The sequence below is a fragment of the Cupriavidus consociatus genome, assembly GCF_017814975.1.
GTDB classification, from domain to species: domain Bacteria; phylum Pseudomonadota; class Gammaproteobacteria; order Burkholderiales; family Burkholderiaceae; genus Cupriavidus; species Cupriavidus consociatus.
Window position 1 is genome coordinate 116,009 of record NZ_JAGIQA010000007.1, and the last position, 15,292, is coordinate 131,300.

Genomic DNA, 15,292 nt, shown 5'->3' on the forward strand with positions numbered 1-15,292 from the left:
GCTATTCCGCGGTCTGCTCGATCGATTCGTGCACCGGCTGGGCAGGCTGCGGTGGCGGCTGGTCTTCGACCCATTGCCAGAACAGCCGGTAGGCCACGGCCAGCATCACAGGGCCGATAAACAGCCCGATGACGCCGCCTGTCACCATCCCGCCCAGCGCGCCGATCAGCACCACCGGCATCGGCACGTCCACGCCGCGGCCGAGCATCAGCGGCTTGAGCACGTTGTCGGCCAGTCCGGCGATAAAGGTGTAGACGGCAAATACCACGGTCGCCCCGGTGGCACCTTCGGCGGCAAAGACAAGGATAATCACCGGAATGGTGATCAGCGTCGCGGGCAGCTGCATGATGCCGAGCAGCAGCACCGCCAGCGCCAGCAGGCCGGCGCCGGGAATGCCCTTGATCACGAAGGCGACGCCGATCAGCAGCATCTGGATGAAGGCGATGCCCACCACGCCCTGCGCCACCGCTCGGATGGTGGCGGTGCACAGCATGGCCAGCCGCGGGCCGCGCTCCGGGCCGAACACGCGCGAGGCGATCTGCCTGGCGCTGTGCGTCCCTTCCTCGCCATAGGCCATGATGATGCCGGCGATGATCAGCGCGAACAGCAGGACCAGCAGGGCCACGCCGACGCCGGCGAGCTTGCCCAGCAGCGCCAGGCTGAAGCCCTTGAGTTGGGGCATCAGCTTTTCCATCACCGCGGCCATGTCAGTGGCGGCCTGGAGCCAGAAGTCGTAGAGCCGCTCCCCGACGAATGGCCAGGCGGCGACCGACTCCGCCGGCATCGGGATACGCACGCGGTCGTCCCTGATCATGGCGATGGCGTTCTCCACGGACTCGACCAGGGCGTTGCCCAGCAGGTAGGTGGGCACCAGGATGATGGCGAGGACCAGCACCACGATCAGCGTGGCGACGCGCCCGTCATGGCCGCCCAGCCGCGCGCGCAGCCTGACCTGCAGCGGGTACATGGTGACCGCCAGGATCACCGACCACAGCAGCAGATCGACGAACGGGTGGAAGATCTGGAAGCAGAAAACCGCCAGGACGGCGATCAGCCCGGCGCGGATCAGGACGTCAAGCAACCCGCGGGACAGCGCCTTCTCGGAAATGGGCGTAGGCAACATCGATCGACTCCCCCGGGTGCAAGCCGCAAAGGTTCACATCGGTACGCCAGCCTTGTACTCAGCGCCGGCCGCAATCCAGTCTAGGCGAGCGAGGGTGCTCGGGCAACCTTTTCGTCACCCGGACCACAGGCGCGTGCCCGCCCGGGCACGCACAGGCTTACGGTTGTCCGGGCTTGCGCAGCATCTTCTCGACCTCGCCGGCGTGCAGTTCTTCCAGCTGGATCGACTCGCGCGCATATTCTTCCAGCGCCACCGAGCGGCCCTCGACCAGGGCCAGCAGCTGGCGGTACAGCTCCAGCGCCTGCCGCTCGGTCGCCAGCGATTCGCGCAGGATGGTGCCGATGTCGGTGGTGTGGCTGTCCAGCAGCGCGGCGATGCCGAGCGAGGGATACGCGCCCAGGGTGGTGATCCACTCCCCGGCCTGCTGCGCATGGAGCAACGATTCGCTGGCTTGTTCGCGCAGCCAGGACACCACGGGGATGCGGCCGAAGCCGAACACCAGGAAAGAATAGTGCGTATAGCGCACGACCCCGGCGAGTTCGGCTTCCAGTATCTGGTTCAGCACCCCGACGACCTTGTCTTTCTCGATTTCCGCCATGGCATCTTCCTCACGGGTTGCAGGGACAAAAGCAGGCTGATTCATTCTAGTCGGCGCCGCGCCACACCTGAGCGTTCGCGCACTGGCTGCAAACGCGTGCGGGGCAGCAATCCGGCATTGGAATTCCTATCATGCAGACGTGGCGCGCGCCTGAGGTAGCCGGGCGCGGCCCGCCCGGAAAACTGACAACATCGCCGGTGATGCAAAAGGATCCAGGTTCGCCAGCCGACCAATGCGACGGCGCCGTGATGTTCGCGGACATCTGCGACAGCACGCGGCTCTACGACAAGGCCGGCGATGCGGTGGCACTCGCCGCGATCCGCCATTGCCTGGGGCTGATGAAGACACGCGCCGCGCTGGCGCAGGGGCGCGTGGTCAAGACCATCGGCGACGAAATCATGGTGCTGTTCCCCGCCGCCGATCATGCGATGCAGGCCGCACTCGACATGCAGGAAGGCGTGGCAGGGCTGGCGCCCATCGCCGGCTTTGCCTTGTCGATCCATATCGGTTTCCACCATGGCCCGATCCTGTCGGACGAGGGCGGCGACGTGTTCGGCGACACGGTCAACCTGGCAGCGCGGCTGGTCAAGCTGGCCTCGCGCGGGCAGATCATCACCAGCAAGCATGCGGTGGAGCAGCTGTCGGCACCGCTGCGGCAGATGACGCGCGCGCTGTATCCGATCCAGGTGCGCGGCAAGCACCAGCTGGTTGAGCTGTACGAGGCGATCTGGCAGCAGAACACCGAGCTGACCCTGGTCGCGCCGGCGGACGTCGCCGTGCGGCGTTCGCTGTTCCTGTCGCTGCGCTACCGCGACACCCTGTTCGAGATGGACGCCACCTCGGCGCCGCTGACCATCGGCCGGGACTCCACCATGAGCATCGTCATCCTGGACCGGCAGGTGTCGCGCTTCCAGGCCACCGTCGAGCCGCGTGGCGGCCGCTTCGTGCTGATCGACCGCAGCTCCAACGGCACCCATGTCCGCATCGACGGCGAAGACAGCCTGATGCTGCGCCGTGACGAGATCACGCTGCGGGGCCACGGCTGGATCACGTTCTCCCCGCCCGGCGATGCCGGCCAGGAGGCGATCGAGTTCTTTGTCGAGGAAGACTGAGGCGGTCACCGCACAGCTGCAGGATAGCGTGGAAATTCTCCTTGACTTCAGTTGTTCCGTATCCCATCATGCTTTCCATCGCATGCGATTTAAACGCTTGCGACAGATCAGCGAGAGCTGGTTGTTTTTTGCCGACATATATCGCATGCGATTAAATCTCATACGATTATAAAAGCCCAACCCCACCGAAAGGAACCCCACCATGAGCAAGATCGCCAAAGTCCTGGCCAGCGGCAAGACCTACACCACGTTCAGCGCCGCCGGCAACACGCCCCGCGGACATGACGGCACCGTCGACATGCGGCTGTCGTCGCCCGGCACCGAGGCCAACCCGACCCATGTCTTCGATGGCAGCGACGCGCATCCCACCGCCGAGCGGCTGTTCGCCGGTGCGTGGTCGGCGTGCTACATCAGCGCGGTGGCACTTGCGGCCAAGACGCACAAGCTGACGCTGCCCTCCGATCTTGCCGTCGAGATCGAGGTTGACCTGGGCCAGACCGGCAGCGAGTACCTGCTGCAGGCCCGCCTGAACGTGCGCATGCCCGGCGTGCCGCACGACGTGGCGACGGCGGTGGCGCATGCCGCCGATGAAATCTGTCCGTACTCCAAGGCCACGCGCGGCAACATCGACGTGGCGATCAACGTCATCACCGGCTGACGCAGGCGCGCGGCGCCGGTCCGTACCCCCCGGGGCGCGGACCGGCGCCCATAGGTCCGGGCCGGTTATCGCATCTACGATACAATCGCATACGACCTATAATTTCCCGCAGCGTCACATCCAGACACGGGAGCCAGACCATGAAAGCCACCGACAAGGCCGCTGCTGCGGACCCCAAGTTGTCCGATTTCCTCTGCTTCGCCGTCTATTCCGCTAACCTGGCATTCGGCAAGGCGTACAAGCCCGTCCTCGAACAGCTGGGCCTGACCTACACGCAATACATCACCATCGTGGCGTTATGGGAGGAAGACGACCAGACCGTGGGCAGCCTGGGCGAGAAGCTCTTCCTGGAATCGAACACGCTGACGCCGATCCTGAAGAAGCTCGAAGCCATGGGCTACGTCGAGCGGCAGCGCGATCCCGAGGACGAGCGCCAGGTGCGGGTCAGCCTGACCCGCAACGGGCGGCGCCTGCGCGAAAAGCGCCTCGAAGGCAGCCTGGCCGGCGCCACCGGCCTGGCGCCGGACGAGTTCGCACGCCTGCAGAAGGCGGTGGCGACGCTGCGCAACAACCTGATCCGGTCGGTCAGGCCCGGCGACTGAAAACGCGCCGGCGACCGCCCTGCATTGCGAGCTACTGACATGACCCACGCATCCACCCCGTACATCCCGATCAGCTGCGAATTCCACGATCGGCTCGAAGCGCTGGCCACCGTGCGCCGGCCCGCCGTAATCCATTATCGCGACCATGATGGCGCTGCGCAGCAAGTGACGGCAACGATCACCGATGTCTTCAGCCGCGAGCGGGAGGAGTTTGTCTCGCTCAGCTCGGGCGAGGCGCTGCGGCTTGACCAGCTCGTCGAGGTCAACGGCGACAAGCTCAGCGACTACTGAGCCCCTCCCCCGGCATTACCCCCGGCATTACCCCCGGCATTACCCCCGGATTACCCCCGGATTACCCCCGGGCTTTACCCCATCCTTGCCCTATCCTTCGAAGGAAAAACACCGGGCAAGGTGGGCAGCATGCGCGCATTGATCTTCTGTTCCGTGCAGTTCCTGCTGGCGGTCACGTGGACCCTCTACGTCGCGTTCCTGCCGCAACTGGCCACGCAGGCCGGCATCCCGCGCGCGCACGTCGCGTGGATCCTGGTGATGGACCAGGTGATCTTCGTCGCCATGGACCTGGCGCTGGGCATCGCCGCCGACCGTGTCGCCAACGGCATGCGCCGGCTCGGCGGCTGGATCCTGGCGCTGTCGGTGGTTTCCGCGCTGGCGTTCGTGCTGCTGCCTTCGGCTTCCTCGCCTGTGCTGCTGCTTGCCCTGACCGCGTTATGGGCCGCCACCTCCTCGGCCTTGCGCGCACCGCCCATGGTCATCATCGCGCGACGGCTGCAGGGATCGGCTTCCTCGTTCCTGATACTGGTGTCGCTGCTCGGCATCGGCCTGGCCGGCGCGGTCGCACCAGTGCTGACGGCGCGGCTGCGCGAGGCTTCGCCGTTGATCCCCTTCGCCGCTGCCAGTGCGGCGCTGGTGCTGGCCGTGGCGGCGCTGCGCTGGGTTGAACCGCCGCCGGCAAGCCAGCGTGGCAACGCGGCGCCGACTGCCAGCGCCGGCCCGCGGCGCCTGTGGCTGCTGTTCGCGGCGGTCTGGCTGCTCGCGCTGGGCTTCCAGGTCCACACCGCGATCAATTCGGGACCGGCCTACCTGCGCTTCGTTGCCAGCACCGAGCTGGTGCGGGTGATGCCGGCGTTCTGGATCGGCTTCGCCCTGTGCGTGCTGCTGCCCGAGACGCCATGGCTGCGGCGCTTTCCTGCCTGCGTGCTGCTGCTCGCCGCATCGGTGCTGGGCACGCTGGCTTTGTCCGGCTTCATTGGCGCCGCTTCGCTGCAGGCGGTGCTGGCCGCGCAATGCCTGGCCGGCGGCATGTGGGGCATCATGTTCGGCGCGGCGGCCAATGCCGCGCTCGATGCCGGGCATGTGGGCCGCGAAGGCAGGCTCGCCGGACTGGTGTTTGCCGTGCTCGCCATCGCCGCTTTCCTGCGCATTGCGATGGTGGCGACGGGCGCCGCCAGGGGCGCTGTGCTGGCCAGCCTGATGCCGTGGGTGCCGGCGCTCGCATGGAGCGCGGGCGCGCTGCTGCTGGCGCTCTTCGTCACGGCAAACCTGCCCTATCTCGCCGCCCGCACTCGCAACTTGCGCCAGCAGGCTCGCTCCGGCTAGCGTGGCCGGCGACCGTTCACGGGCGCCACGGCAGTTCGACCACATGGCCGCGCAGCAAGCGGCCCGGGGCGGCCTGGCAGCAAGGCCACCGGCGTGACCCCGCAGCAAGGCCGCATCGGCGCTGCGGCTACGTCCCTTCCGCGTAGCCGCGCAGCCCGGTCACCAGCGCGGCAAAGGTCACAGCGCAGCGCGCACTGCCGCGCAAGTCCTCATGCATCGCTACCCAGGTATCCATCGCCACGGAAAACTCGCTGCGCAGCACCCTGGCCAGCCGCGGGTCGCGCGCCGCCAGCGCGCAATGGCACACGCCGATGCCAAAACCGGCGCGGATCGCGCCCAGCTGGGCCAGGTCGCTGTCGGCGCGAAAGGCCAGGCGCTGGCGCGACAAAGCCGGAAAGCGCTCCAGCAAGCGGCGGATGAACAGCGTCTCCCGGTCGAAACCGATCACGGCAAAGCCCGGCAGTTCCTCCAGCGACTGCGGCACCCCGTGCGCCGCCAGGTACCGCTCATGCGCATGCAGCCCCAGTTCGATGCCGCCGACGCGCTGCGCCACCAGCGCATCCTGCTCGGGCCGGAACATCCGCACGGCAATATCGGCTTCGCGATGCAGCAGGTCGTCGACACGGTTCGACAGCGCCAGTTCGATCTCCAGCGCCGGATGGGCTTCGCGCAGTGCGGCCAGGATCGGCGGCAGCACTTCGACGCCGACGACTTCGCTCGCCGACAGCCGCACCGTGCCGCGCACGCCGGCGCCGTGCCCGCTGGCGGCGCGCCGCATGGCCGCGGCCGTGGCGGCGAGCCCGGCGGCATAGGGCCGCAGTGTGTGCGCGGCGTCGGTGGGGGCGAAGCCGTCAAAGGAGCGGGTGAAGAGCTTGAGGCCCAGCGCGGCCTCCAGACTGTCGATATGACGGCCGACGGTCGGCTGCGTCAGCCCCATCGCGCGCCCGGCGGCCGACAGCGAGCCGGTTTCCAGCACGTGGAGGAAGGTGCGGTACCACTCCCAGTTCGGTTCGCCGGCCATGCTATGCATTTTTGTTTAGCGACCAGCCGATTATAGGTAATTTTCTTTTTGCTCCGGTGGCCGCAAACTGGCCTGCATCAAACCACGGCAGTACCCATGCAAAGGAGAATCCCATGTCCAGGATCGCGCTCTTTGGTGCCGCCGGCGCCATCGGCCACAGCATTGCCGCAGCGCTGGCAAGCCGGGGCGAGCCGTACCGCGTGGTCGGCCGCGATGCGACGCGCCTGCGCCAGGCCTTCGGGGCCGACCCGCTCGCCGGGATCGTCACGTGGGATCCCGAATCGCCGGCCTCCATCCAGGCCGCGGCGAGCGGCATCGACACGCTGGTCTACATGGTCGGCGTCGACTACTGGCGCTTCGATCTGCACCCGGAACTGCTGCGCAAGACACTGGATGGCGCGGTCGCTGCCGGCGTCAGGCAGTTCGTCCTGATCGGCACGGTCTACCCGTATGGGCGCGTCCAGGGCGGCAATCCGGTCAGCGAGAACCACCCGCGCGCGCCGCATACCTTCAAGGGCCGCATGCGCAAGGCGCAGGAAGACCTGCTGATGCAGGCCGACGCCGCCGGCCGCATCCGCGCCACGGTGCTGCGGCTGCCCGACTTCTACGGTCCGGGCGTGCAGGCCAGCCTGCTGCACCGCGCCGCGCAGGCTGCCGCAGGTGGCGGCACCGCGGACCTGATCGGGCCGATCGATGCGCCGCACGAGTTCGTCTATGTGCCGGATGTCGGTCCGGTCGTCGCCCGCCTGGCCGGCACGCCGGCGGCCTTCGGCAGGATCTGGCACCTGGCTGGCGCCGGCGTCACGACACAGCGCGAACTGGTGTCGGAGATGGAAAGGCAGACCGGCCGCAAGCTGAAGCTGCGCATCGCCGGCAAGGGCATGCTGCGCCTGCTCGGGCTGTTCAACCCGTTCATGCGCGAACTGGTCGAGATGCACTACCTGATGACCGATCCGCTGATCCTGGACGATGCCGCGCTACAGCGGCTGATCGGACCGATCCGCAAGACGCCGTACGCCGAGGGCATCCGGCAGACGCTGGCGGCATGCCAGCCTGGCCGGCGCGCCCCTGACCTGCCTGCTTGCGGAACGCCCAGCGCCCCGCGAATCGATCTCGCGCACGGCTCCGCCGGGCGCGAACAGAAAACCGCTGACCAGGCCGACCGGGTCCGATCCATAGCCCGCCTCGACAATGCCCGCTTGCATGCCTGCTCCCTTCACATGGAATTTGCCTCGCGCGACGTTATCACGCCGCCATGACAGCGTCGGGAAAAGAAGGCGCAGGCATCTGGCGCGGCTCTGCCCTACCGGGCCCTACAAGACCGCCGCGTACTCCAGCGTCTTCGGCGTCTTTACGATCACCTCCGGCTCCTCCCCGACGATGACGGTGTCATCGAGCCGGAATCCGCCCAGCCCGTAGACGTACAGCCCCGGCTCCGACGAATACACCTCTCCCGCCAGCAGCGCGCGCGTGTTGAAAGCCATGTCTTCGGGATACTCGTGCAGCAGCAGCCCGACCGCATGCCCGGTGCGGTGGAACACGTACTGTCCGCAGCCCGCGGCTTCGATCACCGCTTGCGCGGCGGCGTCCATGTCGCAGACGCGCCGGCCGGGCACCGCGGCGGCGACGGCGGCGTCGGTCGCGCGGGCCGCGACCTGGTAGAGACGTGCCTGTTCGTCGCCGGGCCGGCCACAGAACCATGTGCGTTCGTTCTCGACATACAGGCCGTTCAGCCGCGGCAGTATCAGGTTGACAATGGTGTCGCCCGCGGCGACGCGCGATCCGCACGCGGCGCCGTCGCCGTGCGGCGAGGCCGAGGCCGGACCCGTCAGCGTCCAGCACTTGAGGATGTCGAAATCCTCCCCCGGGAAGCGCCTGGCCGCTTCCTCCACCATCAGCGCCGCCATCGCGTGATCCAGTTCCTGCACCAGCCGGCCGGGGCGGATGTTCTCGCGGTAGCGGTCCTGCACCCAGTCGGTCAGCGCACCCAGCTCGCGCATCACCTGCAGTTCTTCCGCATGCTTGACCCAGCGCAGGCTGCGCATCTCGGCCAGCGACGGGCGCAGCATCAGTTCGGGCAGGTGGCGTTGCGCGCCGGCGAGGATGGAATGCGGCACGTCGACGGCGATGCGCGACATGCCCAGCCCTTTCGCCGCCAGCAATGCGGCAACCACCTCAGGCAGCTGCGCGGGTAGCGGCAGGCGGTTGGTGACGCGCGGGTGCTCGGCATACCAGGTGACATCGCGCAGCCAGACCGTGCCCTTCTCGATGGCAAAGCGCATGTGGTTGATCGACAGTTCGTTCATCACCGCGAAGGTCTCGCCGTTGCGCGGCACGACCACGAACACGGGCCGCTCCCACGGCCAGACGTCGAGCTGGAAATTGGTGGCGTACTGGAAGAAATCGGGCGTGCCGAATACCAGCGCGTCCACGCGCAGCCTGTCCATCAGCTGCTGCATGGCCGACAGCCGGTCGTCGTGTACTGCCTTGGTCAGATGTGGCATGGCAGGTTCTCAGAGGGAAATGTTCAGGCGCTTGATGATGGGGCCCCAGGTCTCGGCGTCGCGCTTCATGTAGCGCTCGACTTCCGACGGCGGCCCCTTGATCGCATCGAGGAACTGGAAGCCGAGCTTCTCCCTGAACTGCGGATCGTCCAGCACGCGATTGATGTCGGTGTTGACCTGCTGCACCACGCTTGCCGGCGTGCCGGCGCGCGCCACGATGGCGTACCAGCCCGGCACCTGCACGTCGTAGCCGAGTTCCTTGAAGGTCGGCACGCCCGGCAGCGCGGGCAGGCGCTTGTCACCGGTCACGGCCAGCGGCACCAGCTTCTTGCCGGTGATAAAGGGCTGCACGCCGGCAACCACATTCATCATCACAGGCGTCTGCCCGGTCATCAGGCTGGTAGAGCCGCCGGCGCCGTTAAAGGGCACATGCTGCATCCGCACGCCGATGCGCTCGGCCACCAGTTCCATCGCCAGGTGCGTGGAGTTGCCGATACCGCCCGAGGCAAAGCTGATTTCGCCCGGCCGCCCCTTGGCCATGCGCACGAAGTCCTGGAACGTGTCGACCTTGAGCGCTGGCGCCGCGACAAACACGAACGGCGAGTTGGCCAGCATCGCCACGCCGGTCAGGTCCTTTGACGGGCTGTACGGCAGCTTCGGATACAGGAAGGGATTGAAGGCAAGGTTGGAAACGCCGGCGAAGAACAGCGTGTAGCCGTCGGCCGGCTGGCCCAGCACGTATTGGATTGCCAGCGTGCCGTTGGCGCCGGGCTTGTTCTCCACCACCACCGGCTGCTTCCAGGCCTGGCCGAGCTTCTCGGCCAGCGCGCGCGCCAGTACGTCGTTGCCGGTGCCGCCGGCCTGCGGCACCACCAGCCGCACGGGTTTCATCGGAAAGCTCTGCGCCTGCGCGATACCCGGCAGCGTCATCGCCACCGCGGTACCGGCAGCCCATGCCAGTAGTTGTCGCCGGTCCATATTGCACCCTGAATCGTTCACCAGGCCGCCCCGGCCATCGGGGCGTCGACGTGACTGTACCACGTGGTACACGATGGGGTGAAATCAGGGTTTACGCTGAATTTTCGCGAAATCCATGCGATCCTGACTTTGCGCGGGAAGGCTACTTGCGGGTCTTGCGAGTGGCGCCGGGCAGCGCGGCCATCATGCTGGCGAAATATTTCAGCGCGTCGGTGGTGCCATTGCGGTCGCCTGTGGTAACCAGATCGAGCAGCAAGCCGCGCATGGTCGCCAGTTCGACGCGGGCGCGCAGCCGCGCCTCGGATTCGGTGAGGCCCATGTCGTGGCGGAAGCGTTCCGCCAGCATCGTGGTCCAGCTGCCGACCACGTCTTCCAGGAAGCCGCTGAAGCGCTCGCGGTCGCGGATGGCCTTGCCGTAGATCTCGAACAGCAGCTGCATGATCGGCAGATAGGACGGCGCGGCATATCGCTCCCATGCGGCTTCCATCGCAGCCTGCGGGTCCATGCCGTCGACCACCACGTTGTGCCGCGCGTCCTGCTCGGCATGCCGGATCCGGTGCAGCAGGGCCTGCCAGAAACCATCGGCCGATCCGAAGTAGTAGATCAGCATGCGGTGGCTGGTGCCGAGCGCGTCGGCGACGCTGCGCAGCGACAGGTCGCCGAGGCCGTTGGCGAGAACGTGTTCGGTGGCGGCGTCCAGGAGCTGGAGCGCCTGCTCGCTGGCGGAGCGGTCGGGGACGGTGGCTTTGGCTTTCGGCATGGAGGGACTGTGCTGGGGCACCGCCAGCAAGCCGCGGCAGTGTAGCGGCTACGGATTCTACGTCATGGATCGGCGTCGCCCCGCGCGCTCGGTTCGGGCGCATCGGCGCCGTGCTCGGGCCACTGATCGGCAGGTGGCTCGCCGGCGCGAACCCGGGGGATGCACTGGAAGATTCATGCGTTCATCGTTCCCGCGGGAATCGCGGCGCTGTTCGCGCCGCTGGTTCCCAAGACCCGCTTACCACCTGCTTGCACCCGATCAGCGCTGGCCCGCATCGAAGGCCTTCTGCCAGACATCATGGTCCGGCGGATAGACCGCGTCGAAATGCTCGCGCAGCGCGGCGATCTCCTGCACGATCGCGAACGAAAAGCCCTGGCGGCCACCGCGGTCATCGAACTGCAGGCCGTTCAGGTACTGCCGGCACCCGACCGCATCGAACCACTTGGCGGCGATGGTATTGATGATCCGGGGAAAGGCACGCCCGAGCTCTACCGGACGGACGGCTTCGGGCAGCTCGGCCATCCAGCGGATGGTTTCGCGGCGCAGCGTCAGGTCATCGTCGGTGGCGGTCTTGCGGTGGAAGGCTGGGTCTTGCGTCACGTGAGTCTCCGGGTGCAGCCGGGAGGATAGCCGATTGTGGCCGGACCATGTCAGGTCCGGCCAGCCCGGGCTTTCCCCCGGTTGCACGCCGGCAAGGCTCAGGCCGCGGCCCGGCGCGCCGCCCCGCGATACTGCGCCAGCAGGGCTTCGCGGCGCGCGGCCGCAGCCTGCATGCTGGCTTCCTTGACGTGGCCGTAGCCGCGGATGTCGTCGGGCAACGCTGCCAGCGCCAGCGCGGTGTCGAGCTTGTCGGCGCCCAGCGAGGCGGCGAACTCGTCGACCATGGCCAGGTAGTCGGCCACCAGCGCGCGCTCGGCGCGACGCTCCGCGGTCTTGCCGAACACGTCGAACGCGGTGCCGCGCAGGCCTTTCAGGCGGGCCAGCAGGCGGAAGGCGGTCAGCGTGCGCGGGCCGAAGCGGCGCTTCACGGGATGGCCCTTGCTGTCGGTCTTGCCCGCATTCGCCAGCGTGGGCGGGGCCAGCCAGAAGTTGAGCTGGTAGTCGCGGCCGGGCTCGCCTTCGAACTGCGCGCGCAGCTTGTCGAGGAACGCCGGATCGGCGTACAGGCGCGCCACCTCGTACTCGTCCTTGTAGGCCATCAGCTTGGCCAGGTTGCGCGCCACCGCTTCGGTCAGCGGCAGCTTGCGGTCGGCGCCCAGCTTCTGCTCGGCGGCGCGGATGCGCTCGACCGCGTCGCGGTAGCGCCGGGCGTACGCGGCATTCTGGTAGTCGGTCAGCATTGCCTCGCGCTTGCGGATCAGCGTGTCGAGGGTCTGCGGCAACGCCACCACCTGCGCAGCCGGCGCACTCGGCGCATTCGGCAGCAGCGCCTTGACCGCTGCCTCGCCGTGGTGCGCGAGATACCGGCCCCATTCAAAGGCCTGCCGGTTCTTGTCGACCGACACGCCATTGAGTTCGATCGCGCGCAGCAGGCTGGCATGCTGCAGCGGGATCCAGCCCTTCTGCCAGGCAAAGCCGAGCAGCAGCGGGTTGGAGTAGATGGCATCCGCCAGCAGCGTCACCGCCCAGGCGCTGGCGTCGATAAAGGCGCTGGCCTCGCCCACGCTGTTGCGCAGGTCCTGCTCGGCGCTGGCGCCGGGGAACTGCCACTTCGGGTTCTTGATGAACTCGGCGGTCGGGGTGTTGGCGCTGTTGACCACCGCGGCGGTCACGCCGTGCCGGGTCTTGGACAGCACCTCGGCCGAGGCCGAGACGATGGCGTCGCCGCCGATCACCAGCCGCGCATCGCCGGTGGCGATACGCGTGGCATGCAGGTCGTGCGGCGCCGGTGCGATCTGCACGTGGCTGATCACCGCCCCGCCCTTCTGCGCCAGGCCCGCCATGTCGAGCACGGTGACACCCTTGCGCTCCAGGTGCGCGGCCATGCCAAGCAGGCCGCCGATGGTCACTACGCCGGTGCCGCCAACGCCTGTCACCAGCACACCGTACGGCCGTTCCAGCGCGGGCAGCGAAGGCATCGGCAGCGCCTCGAAATCGGCGCCTGCACCCTTGCCGCCCGCCGCCGCCGGCTTGCGCACCTGCGCGCCCTCGGCGGTAACGAAGCTGGGGCAGAAGCCGTTGACGCAGGAGAAATCCTTGTTGCACGACGACTGGTTGATGCGGCGCTTGGTGCCCAGTTCGGTCTCCAGCGGCTCCACCGACAGGCAGTTGGACTTGGCCGAGCAGTCGCCGCAGCCTTCGCAGACCGCATCGTTGATAAAGGCGCGCTTTGCCGGATCCGGATACGTGCCGCGCTTGCGGCGCCGGCGCTTCTCGGTGGCGCAGGTCTGGTCGTAGATCAGGATGGTGACGCCCTCGGTGTCGCGCAGCTCCAGCTGCACGGCATCGAGCTGGTCGCGATGGAACACGGTCACGCCGGACGGCAGCATGCTGCCGTCACCATACTTCTGCGGCTCGTCGGTGACGACGACCAGCTTCTTCGCGCCCTCGGCCAGAACCTGGTGGGCGATCTGCGGCACAGTCAGCACGCCGTCGATGGGCTGGCCGCCGGTCATCGCCACCGCGTCGTTGAACAGGATCTTGTAGGTGATGTTGGCCTTCGCCGCGATCGAGGCGCGGATCGCCAGCAGGCCCGAGTGGAAATACGTGCCGTCGCCCAGGTTGGCGAACACGTGCTTGTCACCGGTGAAATGCATCTGGCCGGTCCACGCCACCCCTTCGCCGCCCATCTGGCTGAAGGTGTCGGTATTGCGGTCCATCCACAAGGTCATGTAGTGGCAGCCGATGCCGGCCAGCGCGCGCGATCCTTCCGGCACGCGCGTGGAGGTGTTGTGCGGACAGCCCGAGCAGAACCAGGGCTTGCGCTCGGCCGAGATGCGTGGCTGCGCGGCCTCGCGCTCCTTGGCCTCGATCACCGCGACGCGCGCGGCAATGCGGGCGCGCACGGCTTCCGGCAGGTCGAAGTGCTCCAGCCGCCGGGCGATGGCCTTGGCGATCAGCGCCGGCGACAGCTCGTAGTGCGCCGGCAGCAGCCAGTTGCCGCGCGGCACTGACCATTCGCCGCCGTCGTTGCCGCGCTGGTCGAACTTGCCGAACACCTTGGGCCGCACGTCCTCGCGCCAGTTGTACAGCTCTTCCTTGAGCGCGTATTCCAGGATCTGGCGCTTTTCCTCCACCACCAGGATTTCTTCCAGGCCGGTGGCGAATTCACGCGCCCCGTGGGCCTCCAGCGGCCACACGCAGCCTACCTTGTAGACGCGGATGCCGATGCGGGCACAGGTCTCGTCATCGAGGCCGAGGTCGGCCAGCGCCTGGCGCACGTCCAGGTAAGCCTTGCCGGCGGTCATGATGCCGAAGCGCGCATTGGGCGAGTCGAGCACCACGCGGTTCAGGCGGTTGGCGCGGACATAGGCAAGCGCCGCATACCACTTGTGGTCGAGCAGCCGCGCTTCCTGTTCCAGCGGGGTATCGGGCCAGCGGATATTGAGGCCGCCGGCCGGCATGGCAAAGTCTTGCGGCAGCACCACCTGCACGCGGTCGGGGTCGATCTCGACCGAGGCGGTCGACTCGACCACGTCGGTGACGCACTTCATCGACACCCACAGGCCGGAATAGCGGCTCATGGCCCAGCCATGCAGGCCGTAGTCGAGGTATTCCTGCACGTTGGCCGGGTACAGCACCGGGATGCCCGCAGCCTGCAGCACGTGCTCGGACTGGTGCGCGACCGTGGAGGACTTGGCGGCGTGGTCGTCGCCGGCCAGCAGCAGCACGCCGCCATGGCGCGACGAGCCGGCGGAATTGGCATGCTTGAGCACATCGATGGACCGGTCCACGCCCGGGCCCTTGCCGTACCACATCGAGAACACCCCGTCGCGCGAGGCGTTGGGGAACAGGTTGACCTGCTGCGAACCCCACACCGCGGTGGCGGCCAGGTCCTCGTTGACGCCGGGCTGGAACACCACGTCGCTGGCAGCCAGGTGCGCCTTGGCCTTCCACAGCGCCTGGTCGACGCCGCCCAGCGGCGAGCCGCGGTAGCCGGAGATAAAGCCGGCCGTGTTCAGGCCGGCGGCGCGGTCGCGCGCCTTCTGCAGCATCGGCAGCCGGACCAGCGCCTGGACGCCGCTCATGTAGACGCGGCCTTTGTCGAGGGTGTACTTGTCGTCCAGGCTGGCGCTGGCCAGGGTGTCGAGCAGGGCGTGGGGTAGGGGTGCGTTCACGATGTCTCCGTGCTTGTATTCTGATGTCCGGAGCAGTGTAGG

13 protein-coding genes and 1 pseudogene are annotated in these 15,292 nt (G+C 67.7%); 6 read left to right on the plus strand and 8 right to left on the minus strand.

The features are described 5' to 3' along the window. Position 1: 1 nt before the first annotated feature. Both J8I82_RS11945 and J8I82_RS11950 read right to left on the minus strand, forming a co-directional pair. The gene (locus tag J8I82_RS11945; RefSeq protein WP_209757573.1) at positions 2-1,123 is read right to left on the minus strand and encodes an AI-2E family transporter; all 1,122 of its coding nucleotides are present in this window, start codon (positions 1,121-1,123) and stop codon (positions 2-4) included. 157 nt (positions 1,124-1,280) lie between these two features. Then, complete coding sequence (locus tag J8I82_RS11950) at positions 1,281-1,721, minus strand: ferritin-like domain-containing protein (protein ID WP_029044582.1); 441 nt, start codon at positions 1,719-1,721, stop codon at positions 1,281-1,283. Positions 1,722-1,921: 200 nt separating this feature from the next. On the opposite strand from J8I82_RS11950, the gene J8I82_RS11955 reads away from it, so the two are divergent. From J8I82_RS11955 to J8I82_RS11975, 5 genes are all read left to right on the plus strand, one after another. Beyond that, positions 1,922-2,833: an adenylate/guanylate cyclase domain-containing protein gene (locus tag J8I82_RS11955; protein WP_245179648.1), complete on the plus strand. Its 912-nt coding sequence runs from the start codon at positions 1,922-1,924 to the stop codon at positions 2,831-2,833. Between the two features lie 202 nt (positions 2,834-3,035). Beyond that, the gene (locus J8I82_RS11960) at positions 3,036-3,491 is read left to right on the plus strand and encodes an Ohr family peroxiredoxin (RefSeq protein WP_209757575.1); all 456 of its coding nucleotides are present in this window, start codon (positions 3,036-3,038) and stop codon (positions 3,489-3,491) included. 140 nt (positions 3,492-3,631) lie between these two features. Beyond that, positions 3,632-4,093 carry a MarR family winged helix-turn-helix transcriptional regulator gene (locus tag J8I82_RS11965; protein WP_209757577.1) on the plus strand — a complete coding sequence of 154 codons (462 nt, stop codon included), beginning with the start codon at positions 3,632-3,634 and terminating at the stop codon, positions 4,091-4,093. 39 nt (positions 4,094-4,132) lie between these two features. Next, complete coding sequence (locus J8I82_RS11970; RefSeq protein WP_209757579.1) at positions 4,133-4,384, plus strand: hypothetical protein; 252 nt, start codon at positions 4,133-4,135, stop codon at positions 4,382-4,384. A gap of 129 nt (positions 4,385-4,513) precedes the next feature. After that, positions 4,514-5,710 carry an MFS transporter gene (locus J8I82_RS11975; protein ID WP_209757581.1) on the plus strand — a complete coding sequence of 399 codons (1,197 nt, stop codon included), beginning with the start codon at positions 4,514-4,516 and terminating at the stop codon, positions 5,708-5,710. A gap of 127 nt (positions 5,711-5,837) precedes the next feature. Here J8I82_RS11975 and J8I82_RS11980 read toward each other — a convergent pair whose 3' ends face one another. Then, on the minus strand, positions 5,838-6,740 hold the full coding sequence (locus J8I82_RS11980; protein WP_209757583.1) for a LysR family transcriptional regulator: 903 nt from the start codon (positions 6,738-6,740) through the stop codon (positions 5,838-5,840). 104 nt (positions 6,741-6,844) lie between these two features. Between J8I82_RS11980 and J8I82_RS11985 the strand changes: the two are divergent. Then, positions 6,845-7,798, plus strand: a pseudogene (locus J8I82_RS11985) (NAD-dependent epimerase/dehydratase family protein); the annotation flags it as partial. A gap of 246 nt (positions 7,799-8,044) precedes the next feature. Here the strand turns inward: J8I82_RS11985 and J8I82_RS11990 are convergent. From J8I82_RS11990 to J8I82_RS12010, 5 genes are all read right to left on the minus strand, one after another. After that, positions 8,045-9,235 (minus strand): M24 family metallopeptidase, encoded by a 1,191-nt coding sequence (locus J8I82_RS11990; RefSeq protein WP_209757585.1) that lies wholly within the window; start codon positions 9,233-9,235, stop codon positions 8,045-8,047. A gap of 9 nt (positions 9,236-9,244) precedes the next feature. Next, positions 9,245-10,213, minus strand: a complete 969-nt coding sequence (locus J8I82_RS11995; RefSeq protein ID WP_209757586.1) for a Bug family tripartite tricarboxylate transporter substrate binding protein — start codon at positions 10,211-10,213, stop codon at positions 9,245-9,247. A gap of 142 nt (positions 10,214-10,355) precedes the next feature. Then, positions 10,356-10,973 carry a TetR/AcrR family transcriptional regulator gene (locus J8I82_RS12000; protein ID WP_209757588.1) on the minus strand — a complete coding sequence of 206 codons (618 nt, stop codon included), beginning with the start codon at positions 10,971-10,973 and terminating at the stop codon, positions 10,356-10,358. A 258-nt stretch (positions 10,974-11,231) separates the two neighbouring features. Beyond that, positions 11,232-11,573: a hypothetical protein gene (locus J8I82_RS12005; RefSeq protein WP_209757590.1), complete on the minus strand. Its 342-nt coding sequence runs from the start codon at positions 11,571-11,573 to the stop codon at positions 11,232-11,234. A 98-nt stretch (positions 11,574-11,671) separates the two neighbouring features. Continuing rightward, on the minus strand, positions 11,672-15,250 hold the full coding sequence (locus tag J8I82_RS12010) for an indolepyruvate ferredoxin oxidoreductase family protein (RefSeq protein WP_209757592.1): 3,579 nt from the start codon (positions 15,248-15,250) through the stop codon (positions 11,672-11,674). Positions 15,251-15,292 lie beyond the last annotated feature (42 nt).